Annotated in this window: 26 protein-coding genes; 14 read left to right on the forward strand and 12 right to left on the reverse strand. The window is 40.5% G+C overall.

The window, feature by feature from the left end; genetic code table 11:
• The first annotated feature begins 105 nt into the window (after positions 1–105).
• Positions 106–657 carry a PadR family transcriptional regulator gene (locus tag FTU92_RS03325; protein ID WP_004973333.1) on the forward strand — a complete coding sequence of 184 codons (552 nt, stop codon included), beginning with the start codon at positions 106–108 and terminating at the stop codon, positions 655–657.
• Between the two features lie 125 nt (positions 658–782).
• Positions 783–1691 (forward strand): alpha/beta fold hydrolase, encoded by a 909-nt coding sequence (locus FTU92_RS03330; protein WP_096900864.1) that lies wholly within the window; start codon positions 783–785, stop codon positions 1689–1691.
• A gap of 78 nt (positions 1692–1769) precedes the next feature.
• Here FTU92_RS03330 and FTU92_RS03335 read toward each other — a convergent pair whose 3' ends face one another.
• A complete protein-coding gene (locus FTU92_RS03335) occupies positions 1770–3011 on the reverse strand; it encodes an acyl-CoA dehydrogenase (protein WP_096900865.1) in 1242 nt (413 codons plus the stop codon).
• Positions 3012–3275: 264 nt separating this feature from the next.
• Here FTU92_RS03335 and FTU92_RS03340 point away from each other — a divergent pair, with 264 nt between their 5' ends.
• From FTU92_RS03340 to FTU92_RS03355, 4 genes are all read left to right on the forward strand, one after another.
• Complete coding sequence (locus tag FTU92_RS03340; RefSeq protein WP_004973326.1) at positions 3276–3977, forward strand: NAD-dependent deacylase; 702 nt, start codon at positions 3276–3278, stop codon at positions 3975–3977.
• A gap of 162 nt (positions 3978–4139) precedes the next feature.
• A complete protein-coding gene (gene trmA, locus FTU92_RS03345; protein ID WP_180095629.1) occupies positions 4140–5222 on the forward strand; it encodes a tRNA (uridine(54)-C5)-methyltransferase TrmA in 1083 nt (360 codons plus the stop codon).
• Between the two features lie 241 nt (positions 5223–5463).
• On the forward strand, positions 5464–5688 hold the full coding sequence (locus FTU92_RS03350) for a hypothetical protein (protein ID WP_004973321.1): 225 nt from the start codon (positions 5464–5466) through the stop codon (positions 5686–5688).
• Positions 5689–5912: 224 nt separating this feature from the next.
• Complete coding sequence (locus tag FTU92_RS03355; protein WP_004973320.1) at positions 5913–6161, forward strand: hypothetical protein; 249 nt, start codon at positions 5913–5915, stop codon at positions 6159–6161.
• A gap of 30 nt (positions 6162–6191) precedes the next feature.
• Here the strand turns inward: FTU92_RS03355 and FTU92_RS03360 are convergent, their stop codons facing one another.
• Positions 6192–6944 (reverse strand): phosphodiester glycosidase family protein, encoded by a 753-nt coding sequence (locus tag FTU92_RS03360; RefSeq protein ID WP_225530198.1) that lies wholly within the window; start codon positions 6942–6944, stop codon positions 6192–6194.
• Positions 6945–7079: 135 nt separating this feature from the next.
• Here FTU92_RS03360 and FTU92_RS03365 point away from each other — a divergent pair, with 135 nt between their 5' ends.
• Complete coding sequence (locus FTU92_RS03365) at positions 7080–7613, forward strand: lecithin retinol acyltransferase family protein (protein ID WP_096900868.1); 534 nt, start codon at positions 7080–7082, stop codon at positions 7611–7613.
• Positions 7614–7743: 130 nt separating this feature from the next.
• On the opposite strand, the gene FTU92_RS03370 is transcribed toward FTU92_RS03365, so the two are convergent.
• A complete protein-coding gene (locus tag FTU92_RS03370) occupies positions 7744–9468 on the reverse strand; it encodes a glutamine--tRNA ligase/YqeY domain fusion protein (RefSeq protein ID WP_154320707.1) in 1725 nt (574 codons plus the stop codon).
• Positions 9469–9674: 206 nt separating this feature from the next.
• Between FTU92_RS03370 and FTU92_RS03375 the strand changes: the two genes are divergently transcribed.
• Together FTU92_RS03375 and FTU92_RS03380 are read left to right on the forward strand one after the other, a co-directional pair.
• On the forward strand, positions 9675–10184 hold the full coding sequence (locus tag FTU92_RS03375) for a peptidylprolyl isomerase (RefSeq protein WP_004973310.1): 510 nt from the start codon (positions 9675–9677) through the stop codon (positions 10182–10184).
• Between the two features lie 117 nt (positions 10185–10301).
• Positions 10302–11021: a UDP-2,3-diacylglucosamine diphosphatase gene (locus tag FTU92_RS03380; RefSeq protein ID WP_096900870.1), complete on the forward strand. Its 720-nt coding sequence runs from the start codon at positions 10302–10304 to the stop codon at positions 11019–11021.
• A 102-nt stretch (positions 11022–11123) separates the two neighbouring features.
• Here the strand turns inward: FTU92_RS03380 and hpaI are convergent, their stop codons facing one another.
• Positions 11124–11918: a 4-hydroxy-2-oxoheptanedioate aldolase gene (gene hpaI / locus FTU92_RS03385; RefSeq protein ID WP_096900940.1), complete on the reverse strand. Its 795-nt coding sequence runs from the start codon at positions 11916–11918 to the stop codon at positions 11124–11126.
• 241 nt (positions 11919–12159) lie between these two features.
• On the opposite strand from hpaI, the gene nfsB reads away from it, so the two are divergent.
• Together nfsB and FTU92_RS03395 are read left to right on the forward strand one after the other, a co-directional pair.
• A complete protein-coding gene (gene nfsB / locus FTU92_RS03390; protein WP_004973304.1) occupies positions 12160–12813 on the forward strand; it encodes an oxygen-insensitive NAD(P)H nitroreductase in 654 nt (217 codons plus the stop codon).
• 115 nt (positions 12814–12928) lie between these two features.
• Positions 12929–13150, forward strand: a complete 222-nt coding sequence (locus FTU92_RS03395; RefSeq protein ID WP_081402487.1) for a hypothetical protein — start codon at positions 12929–12931, stop codon at positions 13148–13150.
• Here FTU92_RS03395 and FTU92_RS03400 read toward each other — a convergent pair.
• The 4 genes from FTU92_RS03400 to FTU92_RS03415 form a co-directional block, all read right to left on the reverse strand.
• Entirely contained in the window at positions 13113–13973 is an 861-nt protein-coding gene (locus FTU92_RS03400) for a DMT family transporter (RefSeq protein WP_178865732.1), read from the reverse strand. The genes FTU92_RS03395 and FTU92_RS03400 overlap by 38 nt on opposite strands.
• Before the next feature lie 103 nt (positions 13974–14076).
• Entirely contained in the window at positions 14077–15114 is a 1038-nt protein-coding gene (fba, locus tag FTU92_RS03405; RefSeq protein WP_004973298.1) for a class II fructose-bisphosphate aldolase, read from the reverse strand.
• Between the two features lie 138 nt (positions 15115–15252).
• Entirely contained in the window at positions 15253–15525 is a 273-nt protein-coding gene (locus FTU92_RS03410) for a hypothetical protein (protein WP_131260911.1), read from the reverse strand.
• A 140-nt stretch (positions 15526–15665) separates the two neighbouring features.
• On the reverse strand, positions 15666–16853 hold the full coding sequence (locus FTU92_RS03415) for a phosphoglycerate kinase (protein ID WP_004973295.1): 1188 nt from the start codon (positions 16851–16853) through the stop codon (positions 15666–15668).
• Positions 16854–16992: 139 nt separating this feature from the next.
• Between FTU92_RS03415 and FTU92_RS03420 the strand changes: the two genes are divergently transcribed.
• The 3 genes from FTU92_RS03420 (at position 16993) to FTU92_RS03430 (ending at position 19264) form a co-directional block, all read left to right on the forward strand.
• The gene (locus FTU92_RS03420; RefSeq protein WP_180095631.1) at positions 16993–17376 is read left to right on the forward strand and encodes a DUF2237 family protein; all 384 of its coding nucleotides are present in this window, start codon (positions 16993–16995) and stop codon (positions 17374–17376) included.
• A 7-nt stretch (positions 17377–17383) separates the two neighbouring features.
• On the forward strand, positions 17384–17977 hold the full coding sequence (locus FTU92_RS03425; RefSeq protein ID WP_136144482.1) for a nucleoside triphosphate pyrophosphatase: 594 nt from the start codon (positions 17384–17386) through the stop codon (positions 17975–17977).
• Positions 17978–18097: 120 nt separating this feature from the next.
• On the forward strand, positions 18098–19264 hold the full coding sequence (locus tag FTU92_RS03430; RefSeq protein ID WP_154320704.1) for a cupin domain-containing protein: 1167 nt from the start codon (positions 18098–18100) through the stop codon (positions 19262–19264).
• 33 nt (positions 19265–19297) lie between these two features.
• Here FTU92_RS03430 and FTU92_RS03435 read toward each other — a convergent pair whose 3' ends face one another.
• From FTU92_RS03435 to FTU92_RS03450, 4 genes are all read right to left on the reverse strand, one after another.
• Positions 19298–21208: an ATP-binding protein gene (locus FTU92_RS03435; protein ID WP_178318678.1), complete on the reverse strand. Its 1911-nt coding sequence runs from the start codon at positions 21206–21208 to the stop codon at positions 19298–19300.
• The gene (locus tag FTU92_RS03440; protein WP_180095633.1) at positions 21205–21909 is read right to left on the reverse strand and encodes a response regulator transcription factor; all 705 of its coding nucleotides are present in this window, start codon (positions 21907–21909) and stop codon (positions 21205–21207) included. The genes FTU92_RS03435 and FTU92_RS03440 overlap by 4 nt, the downstream gene beginning before the upstream one ends.
• 276 nt (positions 21910–22185) lie before the next feature.
• On the reverse strand, positions 22186–23229 hold the full coding sequence (locus tag FTU92_RS03445; protein ID WP_096900878.1) for an alpha/beta hydrolase: 1044 nt from the start codon (positions 23227–23229) through the stop codon (positions 22186–22188).
• Positions 23229–24356: a YdcF family protein gene (locus FTU92_RS03450; RefSeq protein ID WP_004973281.1), complete on the reverse strand. Its 1128-nt coding sequence runs from the start codon at positions 24354–24356 to the stop codon at positions 23229–23231. The genes FTU92_RS03445 and FTU92_RS03450 overlap by 1 nt, the downstream gene beginning before the upstream one ends.
• Positions 24357–24362: the final 6 nt, after the last annotated feature.

Here is a 24362-nt window from a genome sequence, read left to right on the forward strand (position 1 = left end):
TGTTTTATGCTTAATGCAACTTGTTGCATACTTTTATATTCTAGATTTAATTTTTATGCAACATGTTGCATAATTAAAGCTGAAAAAAATAAAGTTGCTCTGTTTATGTCGCTCGCTCACGTTTTATTGACCAGTTTAATTGAAAAACCCAGTAACGGTATTGAATTGGCACGCCGTTTTGACCGCTCTATGGGGTTTTTCTGGAATGCGACCCATCAACAAATTTATCGCGAACTAAATACAATGCTGAAAAAAGGTTGGATTTCAACCTTAGAAGATGAAGATTCTAGCAGTCGTAGCAAAACCTATCAGGTAGAAGCTTTGGGGCGGCATGAACTGGCAAACTGGATGGTCGAGCAAAGCCCGCCTGCACAATTACGCGAAGAACTTATGGTACGTTTACGTGCCGAAGCCCAACTTGGCGGCAACAGCGTCTTACCCGAACTAGAACGACATTTGCTGCTTCACAAAGCCAAGTTGCACACCTATCAACAGATTTTTGCCAAAGACTTTAGCCAAGCACCTGCGAACAACCGTACCCTGTATATTCATAAAATGATTTTGCAGCTAGGGATAGATCAGGAAATTGGCTGGATTGAATGGCTAGAAAATGTGATTCCTGAACTGAAAAAGTTTGATGCCGAAGCCTCATCTTAAAAGTATATTTTTAAGTAATAGCAACCACATCAATGTGAAATCAGGGTTGCTCACCATACAGAAATGATCAGGCTATGCTATAAAGAATAACGCATCTTTAATTACAACCATGCAAGGAAATGCTGATGCCTTTTTACCGCATGCCCGATGGCGAAGCTCTATTTGTACGTGAATTTGGTCAAGGTGAGCCTGTGGTTGTGCTTTCAGGTTTAGGCATGCACAGTTGGCAATGGTTGCCATTTCTGTATCAACATAAAAAGCAGTATCGTTTTATTATTCCAGACTGGCGTGGTTTTGGGGGTTCAAACCTGTGTGCCGTTCCAGAACTGGATGCTATTTCGAGCCATTGGCAAGATTTAAACAGTCTGCTTCAACAACAGAACCTGCAACAATTTAAACTGATTGGCTATTCCATGGGGGCAACCACTGCCATGCATGGCATGCAATATGGACAATTGGCTGCGCATTTAAGCAGTTATTTACAAATTGACCAAGCACCAAAAATTGGGGTAGATGAAAACTGGCCTTATGGCTTATTTGGCAATCAACATCAACAATTTAAACAGTTATTGATTCATCTGTCCGAGTTTTTACATGATCACGCGCAATATACTGATATTCAACAAATGGATGTGTTGCAGCGTAAAAACTTAGTCGAACTTTGGCTAGAATTTATAGAATTACAAGCCAGCAATAAAATCAGTCCGTTTTTATTTAAACTGGCCGTCAAACGTCCTGTTTTACAACGCTATATTTTACCTACACAGCGTTTAGATTATTTACGCTGGTATATCGACAATTATTTACACCATCAGGAAGATTATCGTGAGGCTTTAACTCAACTGGGTTGTCCGACAGTCTTTTTTACAGGCGCACAATCGACCTTGTATGCGGCAGAAGGACAACGTCAAGTGGTAGAAGCTATGCCGAATGCGAAACAAGTCATATTTCACCAATCTGGGCATACCCCTTTACTGACCGAACCGTTGAAATTTAATCAGGAAATTAGCCAATTTTTAAAACTAAACAGCTAAAGTAAAACGGTGGAAAATGTGGTTTGCAATATTTTCCACCGTAGCATCATTAGACCTAGATTTAGTTTAGATCTAGATTTAATTGGCAAAAGCCGCGATACCCGTTTGCGCACGACCTAAAATTAGCGCATGCACATCGTGCGTCCCTTCATAGGTATTCACGACTTCCAAATTGACCAAATGCCGCGCCACGCCATATTCATCACTGATACCATTCCCACCAAGCATATCGCGCGCCATACGAGCAATTTCTAAGGCCTTGCCACAGTTGTTGCGTTTAATCAGCGAAGTACCTTCGAGTGAAGCAATACCCTCATCTTTCATACGACCAAAACGTAAAGCAATTTGTAAACCCAGCGCGATTTCGGTTTGCATATCGGCAAGTTTCTTTTGAATGAGCTGATTGGTCGCCAAAGGACGTCCGAACTGAATCCGATCCATCGTATATTGATGCGCAGTATGCCAACAAAACTCAGCCGCACCCATAGCACCCCAAGCAATGCCATAACGTGCACTATTTAAACAAGTGAACGGCCCTTTTAAACCACGCACTTCAGGTAACATATTTTCTTCAGGCACAAAAACATTGTCCATGACAATTTCACCTGTGATTGAAGCGCGTAAACCAACCTTGCCTTGAATGATTGGTGCAGAAAGTCCATCCCAACCTTTTTCTAAAATAAAACCGCGAATATCACCCACTTGCCCATCTGCTGAAACTTCTTTTGCCCACACCACAAATACATCGGCAATTGGACTATTGGTAATCCACATTTTCGCACCGTGTAAACGATAACCGCCTGCAACTTTATGTGCTCTGCTGTTCATACTGCCAGGGTCGGAGCCAAAATCAGGTTCAGTCAGACCAAAACATCCGATCCATTCACCCGAAGCGAGTTTGGGTAAATATTTTTGTTTTTGTGCTTCACTGCCAAACTCATAAATTGGCACCATCACCAATGAACTTTGCACACTTGCCATTGAACGATAACCTGAATCGACCCGTTCAATTTCACGTGAAATTAGCCCATAACTCACATAATTTAAACCTGCACCGCCATATTGTTCAGGTATGGTTGAGCCTAACAAACCAAGCTCACCCATTTCACGGAAGATGCTGCGATCTACCGTTTCATGTCTAAACTGATCACGTACCCGCGGCAGTAATTTTTCCTGACAATAAGCATAGGCACTATCACGAATCATACGTTCGGTTTCAGTCAATTGCTGTTCAAGCAAAAAAGGATCTTTCCAATCAAATTTCACTTTTTCACTGTGAGTTGCAGGCGTGTGATTTGGCGATGGATTGTGTTGTGACATGGCATCCTCTGCACATTATTATAGGTTCTGGTTCATCAATATTTGATTTTGCAGCGTCATACTACTTTACTTTATGTTCTATCATTAAAATGAAATAACAAGCAATAAAAAGTGAACTTTGATTCAATTATTCAGCAAAGTTATAGACAGCACTAAACTTTCACATATTTAGATACTTAAAATTCTGAAAAAATGAGCTGTAGATTTGTGTTTCTATTTTCGGCACTTATACTCAAATCTAACCATCCATCAAGAGAATAAAACATGCGTAAATTAGTGGTTTTTTCGGGTGCAGGTATGAGCGCAGAAAGTGGAATCAACACCTTTAGAGATGGTGATGGCTTATGGGAAAAACATCGCGTGGAGGATGTCGCAAGTCCTGAAGCATGGGCAAGGAATCCTGAATTAGTCCAACGCTTTTATAATGAACGTCGTAAAAACATTCTTAATGCGCAGCCTAACTTGGCGCATCGCTTAATTGCTGAACTTGAAGATGATTTTGATGTACAAGTGATCACCCAAAATATTGATGATTTGCATGAACGTGCAGGCAGTTCAGAAGTTTTGCATTTACACGGCAATATTCGTTTAGCCAAAAGCTCAGGGCCTCATGCACAATACACGACAGAATTTTTTCCAATTGAAGGTGACTCGCTGAACTTGCAACAGGATCTTTGCCCACAAGGCTATCCTTTACGTCCGCATGTGGTCTGGTTTGGCGAAGCAGTTCCTGCCTATGAAGAAGCACTGGATTTGATTCAAGATGCCGATATTTTTATTGTGATTGGTACAAGTTTGGTGGTGTACCCTGTTGCTGGATTAGTACACGAAATTCCTGCAAATTGTCAGGCTTATTATATTGACCCAAAAGCCATGCAAGCCCAACTTCCTGCTCAATTTCAACGGATTTCCAAAACTGCCACTGAGGGCATGCAGCAATTGTTCGATCAATTACATCAAGTTTAAAGTAATTACAGTATCTAAATTTTTCCACTTGTAAGATGTCATCAACATGCTTAGGCTATTTTGACATCTTGCAGCATTGCATCATTTTCATAATAGTTTTAGGTATCTCTTTAAAACTTTGTTACCATCGCTCTTTCTCTGTGTTTGTGATGTTTACTGCATATGACCTCATCTTATCAGCAACAACTTGATGCAAAAGTTGCCCGTATTTCTGCCCAATTTGCCGAATATAACCCGCCTGCCTTGCAAGTATTTGCCTCACCAGAACACAACTACCGTATGCGGGCAGAGTTCCGAATTTGGCATATTGAAGATGATCTGTTTTATGCCATGTTTGAACGCAGTGAAGATAAGCAGAAAAAAGTTATTCGTGTAGATGAGTTTCCGATTGCAGACCGCAGCATTAACTTATTAATGCCAAAGCTGTTAGCCGCCCTGAAAGCCGATCCCGTATTATCGGCTCGTTTATTTGAAGTGCATTTTTTAGCGACTTTAAGTGGCGAAATGTTGGTTTCACTGCTTTATCACCGCAAACTTGAATCTGATTGGGAGCCTGCAGCCCAAGCTTTGAGCAAAGCATTAAACATTAAACTGATTGGACGCAGCCGTGGGCAAAAATTCGTGCTATCCGATGAGTATGTAGTTGAACAATTACAGGTTTTTGAGCACACTTATACCTATAAGCAAATTGAAAGCAGCTTTACCCAGCCAAACGCGCAAGTTTGCCAAAAAATGCTGGAATGGGCATGTACGGTTGCCGAACATTCTGAGCAAGATTTATTAGAACTTTATTGTGGTAATGGTAACTTTACCCTGCCGCTATCGACTCGTTTCCGTCGTGTACTTGCCACAGAACTGGCTAAATCTTCGGTATATGCAGCGCAGTGGAATATTGAACAAAACCAGATTGAGAATATTCAAGTGGCACGCTTATCGGCTGAAGAGTTTACTCAAGCCTATAACGGTGAGCGTGAATTCCGCCGCTTGCAAGAAGCGAACATTGATCTTGCAAGTTATGATTTTGATACGGTCTTTGTCGATCCGCCACGCGCAGGAATTGATGATGCAACCTTAAAACTCCTACAGCGTTTTAAGCGTATTATTTATATTTCGTGCAACCCAGACACATTGCATGACAATTTAAAAACCTTGTGTCAAAACCATAAAGTGACGCAATTTGCACTGTTTGATCAATTCCCATACACTCATCATGTTGAGTCGGGTGTTTTACTGGAAAAGATTTAAACAATTTGTTGCATTATTCTTCAATATTTACAAGTTCTCCTTTTTAGCACTTGTAAATATTATGATGTAAATGAATCAGTTAAAGCATTACAAGCCCTTTAACTGTCATAATTTCGTTAAAAAAATGCAATATCATCGAAAATTCTGCAACTCGATTGCTGCTTTTATCACTTAGGTCGACTTGATTTATTTTTTATATTGGCTATATTTCGATCTATGTTAGGTTGTGAATGAAGGCTCTATGAGTTTTTGGCAAAAGTTGTTCTCTACAGAACAGCAAAACGAGCATAAAAATCAAATTGCTTGTGTTGAAAATGATTGCTCTTGCAAGACAAATGAACAACTTCTCGAAGCTTTAACCAAAGCCACAGATGAAGATGTCATTATCGGGATTAAGAAGGTTCTCGCTTCGCGAGGTTATAGCCGCAAAGAGTTAAATGAACTCCAGCATCTACCATTCCAGTAATGGAATATGATAAAAAAGGCATTTAGTTGAACTAAGTGCCTTTTTTAATGGCTGCATATATATTAGAACGATAAATTTTATAAATCGCGACACGTGCTTGAACTTGCACAAAAACGCTAATCTTTTCAAACGCAGTCAATCATATCTTCATAATCATGCGCTAATATTTCTACACATAATCATTACACCAATAAATTCGAATTATTCAAACAGAGAAAATGACAATGAAAAAAACTAGCCTTAGCTGTCTTGCCCTACTCAGCCTAAGTTTAACAGCCTGTAGCCCAATGCCGAAAGAATGTGCCGAAACTTGGGAGAAAATGGAAAGTTTTGCTAAAAACATGGGTATTTCAGATGAGCAACTTAAACAACAAAAAAAGCAATTTGAAAATGAAGTCAAACAAATGAAAAGCGAAGAAGCAGTCAAAATCTGCAGGATGCAAGGCACAGCCTTAGGTTTTATTGGACAATAAATTCAGCCAAGCCAAAACCAAATTCCAATGTTAGGGTTTACAGCCTTGATGATCTATATAAGCTAAAATTGGACCTAAATTGCGATGTGGATGAGTATGACGTTGTAATTGCGGAATATACGCTGTAGAAATCGAACCATCTAAATACAAGGCATTTGGCGTTTGCAGCTCATCTTTAAAAAAGGTGGCAAATTGATGAAAAGTTACGGGCGTCTTGCTAATCACAAAGTACAGGCTTTGGTCTTTTAACCCAACCCCATTTCTAATTTTATAAGAAGTACTGTCTGCCAAAAAACGTGAATTTAACTGGCGATTAATAACTAACATTGGGCCAGACTGTGTCGCATACTGCGCTTTGAACGCTTGATTGGCATATTGTTGGGTTGTTCCTAAAAACACCCGTTGATGATTCCACGCCAGTACACCATTGGGCTGAATTAAAAAATTCCCCCATCCCTGTTGCTGTCGGTTCAGCTTTTTAAGTTGTCGTCCTTGTTCCACATACAAACCCACAGGCGAATAATCTGGATGAAACATGCCTGCATTCATGGCAAATTGCATGTTTTCACAAGACTGTAGATTTTTTTGTAGTTGTGAAATTTGCAGATATGGTTTCCCTTGCCGATCTTTCAGATATAAGCCTAACTGTGACAACTGTGTCACTTCCACCACATCTGCATTGATTTTACTGTTGTTAACCGTCCATGCGCGAATTTCCGCTTGTGCAGTAGGCGTGCAGAATAAATAACAGAGCAATAAGCACTTCCACCGAGAACAAAACATTATCATCTCCATACCTGCTATGTTACAAATTGTGCATATAACTGAATGGGTTATCGCATATTTGCTTCAGACGCAGTACACTATAAAACCTGATTTCTTTTCTCTACTCATGTTACTTTATTGGTCAAGCGTACGATGCTCAAGCAGAAAACACGATTTCCTTTAGGGGCACATTTAATTGTGAAACACTTCGGCTATAGCCATCATGGTATCTATGCTGGGCGTGGTCGCGTGATTCACTATTCGGGTTTTGCACATCTTTTTAAAAAACACCCGATTGAAATGACCAGTATTGAAAAGTTTAGTCACGGCAAAAATATTATTGTGCAGTCGTATCATGCGCCCAAGTATAAAGGCCGCAAAGTGGTACGCCGTATGCGCTCCAGAATGCATGAAAACAATTATCATCTGATTATGAATAACTGTGAACATTTATGCACTTGGGCAATTACAGGTGTGGAAAGCAGCCCGCAAGTATTTAAGATGATGGATCGTTTAACCACCATTGGTTATGTCAGTTCATTGATGAGTTATATGAACAGTATGATGCTGACCCTGACCACCACTTGCTTTGCTTTAGTGCTCTATATTAAGAAGAAACTACGCGATAAAGCCAAAATGCAGTTACCGCAAATCCTGATGAAGCAGGAACAGCATAAAAACCGCTAATCGCAGTCATTTTAGCGACACTGTATATCTCACAAAATATTCTATAAACCTCAAATAGATAAAACCAAAAGCCCAACCTGAATTGATCAAGTTGGGCTTTCAAGTTGCAAGCTAAAACTTAAATAAGGTGTTACTTGCCAGGTTTGAAGCTGTCTTTTAAGTCTAAAATGCGGTTAAACACTGGTTTTTCCGCACTGTGATCATACTGATCTGCAACAAAATAACCTTCACGTTCAAATTGGAAACGATCTTCTGGTTGTGCTGTTGCCAATGCAGGTTCAACAATGGCTTGTACCACAGTCAACGATTCGGGGTTTAAATTCGCCAAGAAATCATCACCCACTTCTGGATCAGACTCAGTAAATAAGCGATCATATAAACGAACTTCTGCCGCAACGCCTTTGCTTGCAGATACCCAATGAATCACGCCTTTGACTTTACGACCTTCTGGGTTTTTGCCCAAAGTTTCAGGGTCAATTGAACATTTCAGCTCAATAACTTCGCCGTTGGCATCTTTAATCACTTCATCACACTTGATTACATAAGCATGGCGTAGACGCACCTCACCTTCTGGCACTAAACGCTTGAAACCTTTAGGCGGCACTTCTTCAAAGTCTTTACGGTCAATATAAATTTCAGAAGTCAGTGGAATGCTACGCTCGCCCATATCTACATTTGGATGACGTGCATGGACTAAATCCAGTGCTTCAGGCAAATTGGTCAAAGTCACTTTAAGTGGATTCAACACCGCCATGCCACGCGCTGCAGTATTTTCCAAAGATTGACGGATGCAATATTCAAGCATTGCCACATCCACAATACCATCCGACTTTGACACACCTACACGCTTACAGAAATCACGCAAACCTTCTGGTGTAAAGCCACGACGACGCATACCTACCACTGTTGGCATACGTGGGTCATCCCAACCATTCACAAAACCGCCTTCAACCAATTTACGCAATTTACGCTTAGATGTGATGGTGTAATCAATATTCAAACGGCTAGATTCATACTGACGCGGCACAGCCTCGGATTTCACCTTTTCCACCACCCAATCATAGAATGGACGATGGTCTTGGAATTCTAAAGTACATAGTGAATGAGTAATGCCTTCAATGGCATCTGATAATGGATGCGCATAATCATACATTGGGTACATTTTCCATTTATCGCCCGTTTGGTGATGCGATGAATGTAAAACACGATACAAAATCGGATCACGCATGTGTACGTTTGGTGAAGCCATATCAATTTTGGCACGGAGTACTGCCTGACCTTCGCCTAATTCACCATTGCGCATTTTTTCAAATAAAGCCAAGTTTTCTGCTACTGGCGTATCACGATATGGCGAATTTTTACCTGGCTCTACAAAAGAACCACGATTGAGCTTAATCTCATCAGGGGTTTGCAAATCGACATAAGCATCGCCTTGTTCGATCAGCTGAATTGCCCATGTATATAATTGATCGAAATAGCTTGATGCATAGCGTGGTTCGCCATTCCACTCAAAACCCAGCCATTTCACGTCATTGGCAATACCATCAACATATTCTTGTTCTTCTGCATCTGGGTTGGTGTCATCAAAACGTAAGTTACACACCCCTTGATATTCTTGTGCGATGCCAAAGTTCAAGCAAATTGCTTTCACGTGACCAATATGCAAATAACCATTCGGCTCAGGTGGAAAACGTGTCACCACCTGCTGAGTGCGACCCGCCGCAATATCATCGGTAATGACTTGACGTATAAAGTCTAAGCCCGGCTGTTGTTCTTGCTGCACAGCATCGACAGAGGCATTTGAACTTGGTGTCGGGGTGTTTGGCAGAGATGCAACAACATCATTTGGCTTCATAGCAATAAAATCACTTCTAAAATAAAATTGGATAAACTAGGTTACAGAAACTTCAGTAGTGAAGCATACATCACCCATTAGAACGCTTTTCCTTGTTTTTAACAAAGAAAATAACGTTTTTACTTGCCTTGTAGTTTACAGTTTGCTTATGCTTCTCTCAACCAAAAAACCCATGGCATTCGTGTCCATGTTTAGGAGATTACACAATGAGTTTTCCTCAAGTCGAATTAAACACCAATAAAGGTCGTATTGTTTTAGAATTGAACGCTGAAAAAGCACCAATTACAGTTGCTAACTTCTTAGAATACGTTCGTGATGGTTTTTATGACGGCGTAATTTTCCACCGTGTTATTGATGGTTTCATGATCCAAGGCGGTGGCATGGATGAAAACTTCAAAGAAAAAGCAACACGTGATGCGATTGAAAACGAAGCAGACAACGGCTTAAGCAACGATGTTGGTACAATTGCAATGGCTCGTACCCAAGCACCTCACTCTGCTTCTGCACAGTTCTTCATTAACGTAAAAAATAACTCTTTCTTGAACCACACAGGCAAAACTGCACAAGGTTGGGGTTATGCCGTGTTTGGTAAAGTTGTTGAAGGTATGGACGTTGTAGATGCTATTAAAGGCGTGCGTACTGGCAACCGTGGTTATCACGCAGATGTTCCACTAGAAAATGTGGTGATTGAATCTGCAAAAATCATTGCTGAATAAGAATCTTACCCGACCTCGCTTACGCACATCATTTTAAAGTACTGCTTTAAAATTCGTTTAGGGAGGAGAAATCCCTCTTTTAAAAGAGGGATTTCGGGAGATTCCAAGGAATAATTCGTGACCTATCTGTTTATCGCAGATTTACACTTGTCACCAAATCACCCTCGACTTGTTCGGGGGTTTTTAGATTTGCTAGACGCTTATCAAAATAAAAACACCCAACTGTATATTTTAGGCGACTGGTTTAATGCATGGATTGGCGATGATTACACCGCAGCGTGGCTCGATGAAGTTGTTGCACGTTTAAAGCAATTTAGCCAAGCAGGTAATCAAATTTACTTTATTGTCGGCAATCGTGATTTCGCTTTGGGTCAGAAATTTTTAGATCAGTTTTCAGGACAACTCCTGCCCGATGTGTACACGCTGCATATTGGTTCTCAACAGGTACGTTTAGAACATGGCGATGCACTGTGTACCGATGATGTGTCCTATCAAAAATTCCGTAAAATCATTCGCAATCCCATCATTTTAGGGATTTTAAAGAAAACACCTTTGGCTTTTCGGCAAAAACTTGCACAAGGTTTCCGCAAAAAAAGTCAGCAAGCCAATCAAGTCAAAAGTTATGACGTCATGGACGTAAATGCAGATGCTGTGTCACAAGCCTTGCAGCATGCAGATGTGTTAATTCATGGGCATACGCATCGTCCAAATATTCACAATGAACACGGCAAACCTAGAATTGTATTAGGCGATTGGCGCGCAGATGCTGCACAAATTTTAGTAGTTGAACCAAATCAAGCCTTAGCAACTTGGCAACTGAGTCATTGGAACTATTAAGCGCAACATCTTTACATAAAAATAATAGATACAACACTAAAGGTACTTAGCTAAACATAGCTAACTAAAACCTCTTTAGCCAAAATCTCTTCAGCTAGCAGATTAATACCCACCTTCCGTTTTAATCACTTCGGCATCAGCTTTATATTTAGCCAACAACTCACGCAGCGAAGTCATCAACACACTGGTATCTACCCCAACTGCCACAAATTCTGTGCCTAAATCCAAATACTTTTGTGTCACTTCATGTTGGGTCGATAAAATCCCTGCTGCTTTGCCTGCTGCACGAATCCGTTGAATCGCATCGACCACAGCGGCTTGTACTTCTGGATGGTTCGGATTGCCTTCATAACCCATCGTGGCAGATAAATCCACCGCACCAATAAACACCCCATCAATCCCATCGACTTGTAAAATAGCATCCAGATTTTCTAAACCTGTGACCGATTCAATTTGAATGAGCAAACAAATATTTTCATGCGCTGTCGCGTAATAATTTGGAATACTGTTCCAGCGAGTTGCACGTGCTAAAGCTGCGCCTACGCCGCGAATACCTTCAGGTGGATAACGTACCGCTTTGACCATCAACTCAGCGTGTTCAACGCTTTCAACCATAGGAATCAGCAAAGTTTGTACGCCAATATCCAACAGTTGTTTAATGAGTTGCACACTGCCAATCGGCGGGCGCACCACCGCTTGAGAGGGATAAGCCGCAATACTTTGTAATTGTGACAAAGTGGTTCTTAAATCACTCGGTGCATGTTCCCCATCAATTAAAAGCCAGTCATAGCCTGCATTGGCGGCAATTTCAGTGCCATACGCATCTGCTAAACCTACCCATAAGCCAATTTGCTGCTGAGTTTTTAATTTACGCTTAAAATAATTGATATATTCCATCCATACACCTTTGGGATGCACCATGCTCAAGTTTATATTTAACGCCTATTTGCTATAAACAACCAATAGTGAAAACGTCTTGCATGATTGAATTTAACACTAAGTTTAAAGATGTTTATGTCGTGCTCATCTCATCTTAACCGCATAAATAGCACATGGATTCATTCCGTTAGCATAGCGAGGCATGTTAAGCTTTTGGCGCACACCTGCCCCAAATATAGTCTTTAAATGGAGATGATTCATGGATTTGCTCAACGTTGCACAAACTCGTTATACGACCAAAGCCTATGATGCGAGTCGCACTATTCCTGCAGAACAATTTGAGCGTTTATTAGAAATTCTGCGTTTAGCACCATCTTCCATTAATATTCAGCCGTGGCATTTTTTTATTGCAGATCGCCCTGAAGCCAAACAACGTATTGCTAAAGCTTTAGTTGGAAAGTACGCCTATAACGCCCCTAAAGTTTTAGATGCTTCGCATACCATTTTATTTTGCACCAAAGCTGACATTAGCGAATTACATTTAGAAAACCTGCTTAATCAGGATGCTGCTAGTGGACGCTTTAAAGATGAAGCCGCTAAACAAGGTCAGAAAGACAGCCGCACAGGTTATGTCGATTACTACCGCAATGAAAAAGGCGATATTCAGCGTTGGGCAGAAAATCAAACCTTTATTGCACTCGGACAAATGCTTTTGGCTGCAGGCATTGAAGGAATTGACGCAACGCCAATTGGTGGTTTTGATGAAGCAATTTTAACTCAAGAACTGCAACTAACTGAGCAAGGACTGATTCCTTCGGTTTTATTGTGTTTAGGCTATCGTAGTGAACAAGATTTTAATGCCAAACTGCCAAAATCACGCCTTGATAAACGCGAGATTTTCACGCAACTGTAAAACAAACATGCGATAACACTAGGGACAAAATTTGTCCCTATTTTTTGGTCTGAATTTTGCTTTATCTATATTTGCAATCTGTACTCAATCTCTATCAAAAATAAAAATGAGGTGTATGATGCTCAATTTAATGCCGCTAAAACTAGAATGCCGACGTTGTAAAAAACTGTATTTATATCAAGCCAAACCAAGCTATCCAACCCTGCGCTGCCCGATCTGCGATAGAACCACAATGCTGCATGGTCTTGCAGAAACTGCAGATTTATTGCGACATCCTTTTCGCTTTATGTTGAGTTATCTTAAACCGTCATGGCATAAGCGAGGCAAAGCACACTAAGCAATGCCAAGCCTAGCCCAATAGTGGTCGTGCTTTTCAGCTTTTCTTTAAAGAACAATACTCCACTGATCACGCCAAATAGCACCACTAAAATATTCATCCCTGCAAATACCACTGCAGGGCTGTCTTTGAGCAGCATGTGAGCTTTGACATACAAGGCAATATTGGCAAAATTCAGTGCACCCAAAATTAAACCTGCACTGATATTTTGCATACTGCCCATGCTTTTATCGCGGATTAAGATATAAGCCATCGCCAAAACAAAAGCACATACAAACATCAAATTCAGCGCAACTGCAAATTGCAGTCCTAAACCTGTGCTGTATTTAAGCAAAACATCAATCAGTGCATAACCCAGCCAAACACAGCTCAAATATAAGATGCCTTGTTGCGCTTTAGCAGACTGCCCTGCAGCACGATGCGAATACAAAATACATAAGACCGCGATAATCCCAAGCGCGATTCCCACAATTTTCAGTTGGCTAAAATTTTCCTGAAAAATAAAATAAGCGGCTGCTAAAGACAAAACCACTGACAAACGCTGTGCAATTTCAGTTTTTAAAATACCTGCGCTGTCCAACGATTTTGCTAATGCTAAAAAGACACTGGGCAACAACACACCCAAACTAATAATGAGCCACCACGGCGTATGTTGGATTGAGATCGTGCCCAAGTTGGGTTTAAACCAGTAAAAACACAACACACTGGCACTGACATAATTCCATGTAATCATCTGCATGGGGTTAAAACCCTGCGTTTTGCAGACTTTTAATAAAATAGAGACCAGTACACTACAAAAGGCTGCGGCTACAATCAGTTCCATGACACGCTCGAGGATTGTTTTTGTTCTTGATTGGAAGTTGTGGACTCATCAGTAAAAAGCCCACAAGGACTGTGGGCTTTCGAGTTCTTAATTAAATTAAGAATTATTTGTAACGTTCAACCATTTTCTCTAAAGAAATTGGGCGAATTTTGTCTGCATTACCTGCAGTACCAAATGCTTCATAACGGTCTATACAAATTTGTTTCATTGCATCTACAGTTTTTGCGAAGAATTTACGTGGGTCAAATTCGCTTGGTTGTTCTGCCATCATACGGCGCATTGCACCAGTAGAAGCTAAACGTAAATCTGTATCGATGTTGATTTTACGCACACCATGCTTAATTGCTTCAACCAATTGCTCAACAGGTACACCATAAGTTTCTTTGATGTCACCGCCGTATTGGTTAATCACCGCCAACCATTCTTGTGGTACAGAGCTAGAGCCGTGCATTACAAGGTGTGTATTTGGCAACGCAGCATGAATTTCTTTAATACGGTCAATTGCAAGAATATCGCCTGTAGGTGGACGAGTAAACTTGTATGCACCGTGCGAAGTACCAACAGCAATCGCTAAAGCATCCACATTAGTATCTGCAACGAAGCTACGTGCTTCTTCAACAGATGTTAACAATTGAGAGTGGTCAAGTACGCCTTCTGCGCCCACGCCATCTTCTTCACCTGCCATACCTGTTTCAAGACTACCTAAACAGCCAATCTCACCTTCAACCGATACACCACACGCATGCGCCATTTGCACAGTACGACGCGTCACTTCGACGTTGTATTCATACGACGTTGGTGTTTTACCATCTTCACCCAAAGAACCATCCATCATTACTGATGAAAAGCCTAGTTGGATCGAACGCTGACATACATCAGGGCTTGTACCGTGGTCTTGGTGCATAACCACTGGAATATGTGGCCACTCTTCAATTGCAGCCAAAATCAGGTGACGCAAGAATGGCGCACCTGCATATTTACGCGCACCTGCCGAAGCTTGAACAATTACAGGTGAATTGGTTGCATCTGCGGCTAACATAATTGCGCGCATTTGTTCTAAGTTGTTGACGTTAAACGCTGGAACGCCGTAAGCATGTTCACCGGCATGATCCAAGAGCTGGCGCAATGAAATAAGAGCCATAATATCCTCCCAAATAATGTTGGTTATTCTACCCTGTGATTTGTTTCAATTCAGCAACAAATCGCCTTTTTCAAAAAAAAGTCCCTGCAAAAGCAGGGACTTTTAAACAAATTACTACAATTTGTCGTTTTTCAGCACTTATTGCGCTTCAGAAGCAGCAACTTCTGTGTCTGCAGTCGCAACGTCAGCAGGTGCATTTGCAACGTCTTCAGGAATATCGGTGTTGCCTTCATCCAAGATTGGTTGGTCAATTGCGTCGATTGCAGCTTGTTGTTCTGGTGTAACTTGAGCGTTATCTACAACTGCAGAAGATGCATCAGTTTCAGTCGCAGGTGCGCTTTCTTTTTTTGCACAAGCAGTCAAGGCTAAAGATGCAGCAATTAAAGCAGCAAGTGTTAGTTTTTGAATCATCGTCATTTCCTACAGTTAGGTCATTCATTTACTACAGTTTATTGCATATTTATGACATTTTGATGACTACGGCATGACATAAATATAAAAAAGTTGACCGAAGTCAACCTTTTTAAAAATTATTGATAAATTTTCTAGATTTAAGCGCGTTCTAATAATACCGCAACTGCAGGTAAGGTTTTACCTTCTACAAATTCAAGGAATGCACCTCCACCTGTAGAGATATAACCGATTTTGTCTGCAACTTCATACTTGTCAATTGCAGCTAAAGTGTCACCACCGCCTGCAATAGAGAAACCTGCAGATTCTGCAATCGCCAATGAAAGTGCTTTCGTACCTTCACCAAATTGATCAACTTCAAATACACCCACTGGGCCATTCCAAAGAATTGTTTTTGAAGTTTTTAAAATTTCAGCAAATGCTTTTGCAGTTTCTGGGCCTACGTCTAAAATCATATCGTTGTCTGCAACATCTTCAACTTTTTTCACAGTTGCTTTCGCTGCTGCCAATGAACCCAAGAAATCTTCAAAATTAATTTCAGCGGCATCTGCAACTACAACATCGGTTGGCAGTGGTACAGAAACTTTTGCGGCAATTGCTTTGGCAGTGTCAATCAAATCATTTTCACATAATGATTTGCCCACGTTATAGCCTGCTGCAGCAAGGAAAGTATTGGCAATACCACCGCCTACAATTAATTGATCGCAAATATCAGACAATGAAGTCAATACATCTAACTTAGTCGATACTTTAGAACCTGCAACAATCGCCACCATTGGTTTTTCAGGTGTTTTTAAGGCACGACCCAAAGCATCTAATTCCGCAGCCAATAATGGGCCTGCTGCTGCCACTGGTGCTAAACGTGCAACGCCTTCAGTAGAGGCTTCTGCACGGTGCGCGGTACCAAATGCATCCATCACAAATACATCACACAATGCTGCATATTTAGCGGCAAGTTCTGGGTTGTTTTTCTTTTCACCGTGGTTAAAACGGCAGTTTTCCAATAAAACGACTTGACCAGGAGCAACGTCTACACCATCTAAATAGTCAGTGATCAGTTGAACATCTTGACCTAATGCTTGGGTTAAATACGCAGCTACAGGTGCTAAAGATTGTTCAGCTTTTGGCTCACCTTCAACAGGACGACCTAAGTGAGAATACACCATCACTGCTGCACCTTTGGCAACAGCAGCTTGAATCGTTGGCAATGCCGCACGTAAACGTGCATCGCTGGTGATCACACCATTTTTAACAGGTACGTTTAAATCTTCACGAATAAGGACACGCTTACCTGCTAAATCGAGGTCAGTCATACGCTGAAAGTTCATGTATAGCTCACTTTATTGATATCAAAACGCCACGATTTTAAATGATTATGCAGAAAAAGGTTAGCAACTTTTGTAGAATTGCTGTTTAAAGCAAAAGTTTTGATTATGATAGAGAAAAGCTACCATCTTTCTCGCACTTATGTCTATTCATCCCGATCCAAATATCAATCGTTTAAATGTTTTGGGCAAACCTCTCGCCAGTTGTTGCTTTGATCCTATTACTGGATATTTCCGTAACGGTTTTTGTCATACCGCCCCAACCGATTTAGGTCAGCACACCGTTTGTGCGCAAATGACCTCTGATTTTTTAAATTTCTCGCAAAAAATTGGCAATGATTTAATTACGCCAGTGCCAGAAGTTGGTTTTAACGGCTTACAGCCGGGTGATTTTTGGTGTATTTGCGTCACTCGTTGGGTTGAAGCCTATCAGGCAGGTCAAGCGCCACCAATTAAAATTCAAGCCTGTCATCAGTCCGTATTGTCTTATGTGCCTTTAGATATTTTGATGGATTATGCGGTGTGATGATCTGATGCAACATCCTGAAATTATTTTAGCGTCTAGCAGCCAAACCCGTCAGCAATTGATGAATCGTCTGCATTTGGCTTATAAGTCAATTTCTCCTGATATTGATGAATCTGCGCAGGGTGAATTGCACGCAGATGATTTAGCGCAACGCTTGGCTTTTGAAAAGGCACACTATATTGCGCAGCAATATCCTAATGCGATTGTAATTGGTTCAGATCAAGTGGCATGGCGTGAACAGCAGCCAGATATTTTTATAGGTAAACCGCTCACTTCAGAAAAAGCCATACAACAATTACAAGCCAATTCAGGTCAAACGGTTTATTTCAGCACTGCGCTGAGTGTGCAGCAGCAATCTACAGGCTTTGAACAAACAGTTGTAGAACACTACACCGTTAAATTCCGCAACTTAACCGACAATGAAATTGCACGATATGTTGCAAAGGAACAACCGCTACATTGTGCAGGTAGTTTTATGTGCGAAGGTTTAGGTATTAGTCTGTTTGAAGCCATGCAAGGCAATGACCAAACTACTTTGATGGGTCTGCCGATGATTCAGTTATGCCGCATGTTAAGAATGCTGAATATTCAGGTTCCTTAAGTTTAAAACTGTGTAATTTAACAGCCGTGAATATTTATAAAGACTATAAATCACCTTGCCCTTTGCAGCGACAAATCAGACAATATTGAGATTATTGATAAAACTTGCTTAGGCTATTTTATGTCGCAACCTTTAGATGTTTTGGGCGGAATTACCGCAGAACAATTCCTAAGTGAATATTGGCAAAAAAAACCACTTTTGGTACGCAATGCACTCCCAGAAATTGCCAACCTACTTGAACCTAGTGATGTAATGGAACTGGCACTTGAAGAAGATGTGACTGCCCGTTTAATCAAACAAAAAGATCGCGATCCAAATCAATGGACTGTGAAATCATCACCGCTCATTAAGGCTGATTTTCAAAAAATGCCAAAGTTGTGGACGCTATTGGTACAAGCCGTTGATCATTACTCTTTTGATCTCGCTGAACTTTGGAAAAAATTTCCTTTTATTCCGCAATGGCGACGTGATGACATAATGGTGTCTTATGCCCCTAAAGGCGGCTCTGTAGGTCAGCATTTTGATTTCTACGATGTGTTTTTGCTACAAGGCTATGGACATCGTCGTTGGCAACTTGGGCAAATGTGTGATGCTGAAACTGAATTTGTCGCAGGACAACCGTTAAAATTATTGCCTGAAATGCAGGTCAATTTTGATGAAGTTCTTGCACCTGGCGATTTACTCTATGTGCCACCGGGTTTGGCACATTATGGCGTGGCGGAAGATGATTGTCTGACGTTCTCGTTCGGTTTCCGCATGCCGAATATTAGTGAAATGATGGATCGAGTGAGCGATAAATTCTCTGCCGATGAAATGTTACGCACGCCACTACAAGACCTTGTTCGTAAAAAAAATACCCAAATTGGCGAAATGACTGCGACAGAATTGGATTATCTGAAAGCAGAATTGTGGGCGCGTTTACAAAACTCATCGGTGTTGGATGATGCGATTTTAAGCTTAATGTCTGAACCGAAATATCCTGAAAATATTCCTGAAGTAGATGAAATAGGTGTAGGCGATTTAGAAGATGCGCTAGATCAGGGTTATCAAATCATGTTGGAACCCGCCTCTCGCCTACTTTATGCAAATCAGCTAGATGAAGTTTTATTTTGGGCGAATGGTGAAGCGATTTGTGTCGCAGAAGCATCTATCCCTACGCTGCAAAAAATTGCCAATGGTGAACGCGTGCTGCTCGATGAAAACCTTTACGACGCAAATATTTTGGAAGATTTGGTACAACTGCTCAATGAATCCATTTTAATGTTGTTACCTGCTGAAGACGCTTAAAATATTCGTTTCAGCCCCCTCAAGATGATCAATTCATCTTGGGGAATTTAGATAAGCGGGATCTAAAGTTAAAACTGCCTGAATTAACGTATAGCCAGGTGTCGAATTTAATTTTAATTGCCCTCCAACCCGTTCTAAACGCATTTTCATACTGCGCATCCCAATACTCATGCCATGTTCAAGCACGCTATTGGCTTCAAAACCTACACCATCATCCTGAATTTTAAGTACCAATTGCTTAGGCGGTACAAATTGCATACTGACGGATACATGCTTGGCTTGGCTGTGTTTAATCACATTGGTTAAACTTTCTTCTAATACCCGCATCAAAGTTAAGCACTGTAACGAATTCGGCTCAATCACCCATTCATTTGGAAAATCCCACTTGGAATGAATATCCATTTCATCCATCAATTGACTAAAACGATGACGTACTGGCGCAACCCAAATTTTAGGATTTTCAGGCACTTTAGAACCAATGGAAGAACCACTATCAATAATTTGACGTAAATCATCACGCAGTAATTTCAGCATAGATAAGAACTGCTGATTACTCATGTTCTGTTCGCTTTGGTCGACCATAATCATGGAACGTACCAAAGATGCACCCAAACCATCATGCAAATCATGCGATAGATGAATCCGCTCTTGCAAACGCACATTTTCCAATTCTAAATAATGCTTTTCTGACATACTGCGTTTTAAATCATCACTGACTTCAAAAACTTTAAGCTCTAAATCTTGATTAAATTTCTCAATTTTTTGAATATTTCTTTTTAGGCGCATGCCTAAAATAATCGCAATAAATAAAGTAATTACTGGCGAGGTATACGGTGATAATGGCTGATATAAACTTGCCGTTGCCGCATTACTTAAACGAAATACATCTACACCCGCAAAAAAGCCAATCAAGGTTAAACAAAATAGCAGCAGATATACTTCTGTTTTTGGGGATTTATACGCTAAATACGCCAAATAAAAATAAACCACGACTAGTAAGCTGGCATAACTTAAAAAGACAATCCCAAATACCAGTTTGACATAATCTAAGGGTGTTAAAAACACACAAACGATTACCGCTAAACTCAGAATAAAAATACTTTCTTCCAATATTGGCAAGCGTTGATTGACAAACCTAATTAAATACAGACTAAAAGCTAAAACATAGAGGATAAAAAAGCTTAAATTGGCTTGAGATGCCACCAATACACTTGGGTATGGAAAGGTTTCTGTGGTTAAAAAATGAGAAATAAATAATAACCAGAACATGCAACTCAACGCGAACCAACCAAAACTCTGATCACGGCGTAAAAACAGCCAAATAACCAAACATAAAATGCCTAAAGTGGCAGATAAAATCGCATTAATTTCAAATAAAGTACGTTTATTCCATATACTTTGCTGGTGCTGTTCAATATTGTTATGCACATTATTAAAACTTATTTTTCCTATACCCGCATTTTGAAATGCATATCCATTTACATAGACCAATATTTGATTTTTACCTTGTTTTAAGCCTGAAATAGGTAAAATCCAGTAACGTGGCATATTCCAGTTTTTTGACAAAGGCTCTTCTAAATGTTGACTTGCCCAAAGTAAATCTTGATTCAGATAAACTGCCCCTGCACTATTTAAAAAATTCAGTGCAAAAACGATGGGTTGATTTAAACGATGATCACGCTCACAAAACCACTCCCACTCTATTTTGTACCACGCCCCACCATTATAATTTTTCCAGCGATCATCCCAAACGTCGGGCAGTTGAACATTTTCCCAACCCGTTTCAGGTTTTTTATTATGTGATGCTGTTTTGGCAGAGCTGATTGAAAGTACATGCACATTGCAGTACTGATTAATTGGGTACACCACTTGCTGCGCATAGCTTTGCCACGCACAGAACAATAACAACACGCCCAAACCACACTGCCAAAGCCTTTGAATCATAAAAGACCTAAAGTTCTAGCGGTACTGACAGCCTTAGTGCGTTTAGTGACCGACAACTTCCGATAGATATGTTTAATATGACTTTCAACGGTATAACGCGACACAAATAATTGCTCAGCAATTTCACGGTTACTTAAGCCCTGCGCCACCAGATTTAAAATTTCTAATTCACGATTGGTGAGCTGTTCATAATGTGAGTTGAATGCTTGAGCATCGGCGCGATCTGATAAATCTTCGGTCAGCACGGGTAATTTTTGATGTGAAATTTGCGATAAAATTTCACGGGCGATAAATGGGTCTATCGGTGCACCACCTCTTAAAATGCTGCGTATTGCGATAATAATTTCAGCATCATCACGTTCTTTAAGCACATAGCCTGTTGCACCTGCTTGAATTGCAGAAAATAAGCTGTCTTGGGTGCTCCATGCAGAAATCACCAAAATTAATGCGCTTGGATCTCTAAAATGTAATTGTTCGATTAGTTCTTTACCATTGCCATCGGGCAAGCCTAAATCGACTAAAGCTAAAGCAATCGGATGATCTTCTATACACGTCATTGCAGCTTTAAGATGACTCACGAAAAATAGCATGTCATCTTGATAGCCAATATCATGCAAAATTTTTCTAAGACGTGACTGAATAATAGGCTCATCTTCAACAATTAAAACCGGTACGGGTAATATCGCTTCCATTTCTGCCATCATTCATCCCCTTGATTATGTTTGTAAATATATCAATCGTTTTGATGTAAACACTATCCCTAGAATTAAGGAGTTTTTCAAATTTAGCTTATTTTATAAACATGAGCATAGCACTGAAACATGAAACTCGAGCATGAAATAAAAAATAAATGTGAAGTACTATTTTATTTTAGAAATCGCTTCACATTTTAATGAGCAGCGCAGCATAAATATGCTTTGATGCCGAGAACAGCATCAAAGCAAATGTAGAGCCGTATTTAAAAGATGGTTGATAAATTAATAATAAGTCTTAGAGCTATGTGCATGTAAAAATGCAGGAATCAGCCCTGTTAAAGCCGCACGAATATCCGCACGTTCATTGATTAATTGATGCGAGCCTTCTTCTAACATGAGTAAGGTTTGCAGGCGGAATTTACGCCGAATAAACTCAATGTTGTAGCGCCAATCTACGGTTTGATCTTGCGCCCCTTGTGCCAACCAAACAGGAATACGGCAAGCTGGACGTTCTTCCATCTCCAACATCCATTTAGACATGGCTAAAATCCAATCCATGCCCATCATTCTAGGTTGCAGCGGGTCTTTTAAACGCACAAAGCGTAAAAATTCAGGATTATGATTATTGCGTCGGAAATGTCGCGGCACTTCACGCTTAATCCGACGGATAATGCCCAAACCAACAGAGTTATGCCACCATGCCGATTTTGCAGGACGAATCAAAGGCGATAACAACAACACACGTTCTACAAATGGATTTTCACGGCGCTGAGCAAATTCCAACAAGTGATGCATCCAAATTGCACCACCTGTACTTTGCCCAATGCCCAACCACGGTTTTGGCAATTGATCGGCATTTTTTACATATTGATAAACCGCATGTAATACTTGCTGATAATGATCAAAATTTTTGATGTTGGCAGGATAACCATCACTCAATCCATGTCCGGGCAAATCATAAGTCAAAACACTAAAGCCCTGCTCTAATAATTCTTTGACGATAGGTTGATAAATCCCGCTATGTTCCAAATAGCCATGCAGTAGAAATACCGTGCCCTGCACCTGATCAAATTTGGTTTTGCTTAAATCGGGTTGAAAAATTTGCACATGCAATTTAAACAACGGCATTTGCACATAGCCTTGCCAATGTTCACAGTCCAACAAATGAAAACCATAAAGCTGTCGATAGGCTTGTAACTCAACACTCGGTTCAAAACCACGATTCAAATTTAAAGGTTGTAGAATTTGTGGTGTGGTTTCCCGACTCGGCACTGGCAAATCTAATTGCTTCAACACGCTTGGGTTTAAAAATGGAATATCAGGCATTATGGCACCTCGCGACATGCGCTAGAACCAATCAAGACATCCCGAATGGTGGCAAGCATTTCATAATTGGCACGGCGGCTATGATCATAGTTTTGTTCACTTGGACGCCATGCAGTCAGTTGAGTCGGCATGGGAGCCTCGACTGGAATCGTTTCAATTCCATTCAAAGCAAATAAACGGCGGGTGCGTGGCATGTGATAACGGTCTGTAATCAAAATCACTGTCGGCGCCCCCCCTTTTTTTTGTAATAATAAAGAACTAAAACGTGAATTTTCACAAGTATTCATGCTGCGATCTTCTAATAATTTTGCTTCGACATCATATTTTTTTAACCAACGCTGCATATAAGGTGCTTCTACACCACTCAGTACAATCGGCAATTGATATTGTTTTACCACCGCTAGGGTCGTTTCTAAACGTAAACGTGTGTAGTCATTGACCACAATATCTTTGCCATTATCATCTAAAGTTAAGCCACCACCTAAAACCACAATCGCATAAGGTTTAGAGTTTGCAGGTATTTTTGGAATATTTTGTTGCTGAATTAAAGCAATATCTTTAAAGATTTCTTCATCTACAGGCTCACTTTCGGTTTCGGCAATTTTATGAGTGCTTAAAAACTCCAAGTATTGTTCCATGAGTACCTGATTTTCATGACTATCCAAATTGAGCAAGGCTTTTACATTTTCGGATGGGTCTTCTACAACTGCTTCAGAAGCTGCATTAGACACCAACAATGGGACTTGCGGCAACTCTTGCTCAGATGCTAATTTTTTTTGCGTTTGTTCTTCTAAAATAAGCGCTTGTAAGGCTTTATAACGAGCCTGAATTAAAGTTAAATTTTTCGAATTTTCAGATTGAATCTCTTGCTCCATCAGCTTCAAATAAGCTTGTCGGGCAATCCATAAATCTGAACCGGGTTCCAAGCTGTCTTGATCACTAAAAGCCGCCATTTGCTGACTTTTTGCTGCCACTTGATTCACTTCTACAGGTACCAAAGTGTTCAGCGTTTTGACCACCAAAGTAGAATAAAAAGGTGAATAGATAAAAATCATGAACGCTGCAAACAATACAAATAGCACGGCAGCAATTTGTACCAATCTGAGCATCCAATGATTCTGTTTCATCTTCAC

This window comes from Acinetobacter sp. YH12205 (assembly GCF_013418125.1).
GTDB lineage: Bacteria > Pseudomonadota > Gammaproteobacteria > Pseudomonadales > Moraxellaceae > Acinetobacter > Acinetobacter towneri.

Coding starts and splice junctions, on each gene's coding strand:
- FTU92_RS03350 (WP_004973321.1), top strand. CDS start 5,464: ATGAGTTTTTGGCAAAAGTTGTTCTCTACAGAACAGCAAAACGAGCAT.
- FTU92_RS03440 (WP_180095633.1), bottom strand. CDS start 21,909: ATGGCAGAAATGGAAGCGATATTACCCGTACCGGTTTTAATTGTTGAA.
- fba (WP_004973298.1), bottom strand. CDS start 15,114: ATGGCTCTTATTTCATTGCGCCAGCTCTTGGATCATGCCGGTGAACAT.
- FTU92_RS03365 (WP_096900868.1), top strand. CDS start 7,080: ATGCTCAAGCAGAAAACACGATTTCCTTTAGGGGCACATTTAATTGTG.
- FTU92_RS03400 (WP_178865732.1), bottom strand. CDS start 13,973: ATGGAACTGATTGTAGCCGCAGCCTTTTGTAGTGTACTGGTCTCTATT.
- FTU92_RS03435 (WP_178318678.1), bottom strand. CDS start 21,208: ATGATTCAAAGGCTTTGGCAGTGTGGTTTGGGCGTGTTGTTATTGTTC.
- FTU92_RS03370 (WP_154320707.1), bottom strand. CDS start 9,468: ATGAAGCCAAATGATGTTGTTGCATCTCTGCCAAACACCCCGACACCA.
- FTU92_RS03430 (WP_154320704.1), top strand. CDS start 18,098: ATGTCGCAACCTTTAGATGTTTTGGGCGGAATTACCGCAGAACAATTC.
- FTU92_RS03375 (WP_004973310.1), top strand. CDS start 9,675: ATGAGTTTTCCTCAAGTCGAATTAAACACCAATAAAGGTCGTATTGTT.
- trmA (WP_180095629.1), top strand. CDS start 4,140: ATGACCTCATCTTATCAGCAACAACTTGATGCAAAAGTTGCCCGTATT.
- FTU92_RS03450 (WP_004973281.1), bottom strand. CDS start 24,356: ATGAAACAGAATCATTGGATGCTCAGATTGGTACAAATTGCTGCCGTG.
- FTU92_RS03355 (WP_004973320.1), top strand. CDS start 5,913: ATGAAAAAAACTAGCCTTAGCTGTCTTGCCCTACTCAGCCTAAGTTTA.
- FTU92_RS03445 (WP_096900878.1), bottom strand. CDS start 23,229: ATGCCTGATATTCCATTTTTAAACCCAAGCGTGTTGAAGCAATTAGAT.
- FTU92_RS03325 (WP_004973333.1), top strand. CDS start 106: ATGTCGCTCGCTCACGTTTTATTGACCAGTTTAATTGAAAAACCCAGT.
- FTU92_RS03395 (WP_081402487.1), top strand. CDS start 12,929: ATGATGCTCAATTTAATGCCGCTAAAACTAGAATGCCGACGTTGTAAA.
- FTU92_RS03410 (WP_131260911.1), bottom strand. CDS start 15,525: ATGATTCAAAAACTAACACTTGCTGCTTTAATTGCTGCATCTTTAGCC.
- FTU92_RS03360 (WP_225530198.1), bottom strand. CDS start 6,944: ATGTTTTGTTCTCGGTGGAAGTGCTTATTGCTCTGTTATTTATTCTGC.
- FTU92_RS03330 (WP_096900864.1), top strand. CDS start 783: ATGCCTTTTTACCGCATGCCCGATGGCGAAGCTCTATTTGTACGTGAA.
- hpaI (WP_096900940.1), bottom strand. CDS start 11,918: ATGGAATATATCAATTATTTTAAGCGTAAATTAAAAACTCAGCAGCAA.
- nfsB (WP_004973304.1), top strand. CDS start 12,160: ATGGATTTGCTCAACGTTGCACAAACTCGTTATACGACCAAAGCCTAT.
- FTU92_RS03335 (WP_096900865.1), bottom strand. CDS start 3,011: ATGTCACAACACAATCCATCGCCAAATCACACGCCTGCAACTCACAGT.
- FTU92_RS03415 (WP_004973295.1), bottom strand. CDS start 16,853: ATGAACTTTCAGCGTATGACTGACCTCGATTTAGCAGGTAAGCGTGTC.
- FTU92_RS03425 (WP_136144482.1), top strand. CDS start 17,384: ATGCAACATCCTGAAATTATTTTAGCGTCTAGCAGCCAAACCCGTCAG.
- FTU92_RS03420 (WP_180095631.1), top strand. CDS start 16,993: ATGTCTATTCATCCCGATCCAAATATCAATCGTTTAAATGTTTTGGGC.
- FTU92_RS03340 (WP_004973326.1), top strand. CDS start 3,276: ATGCGTAAATTAGTGGTTTTTTCGGGTGCAGGTATGAGCGCAGAAAGT.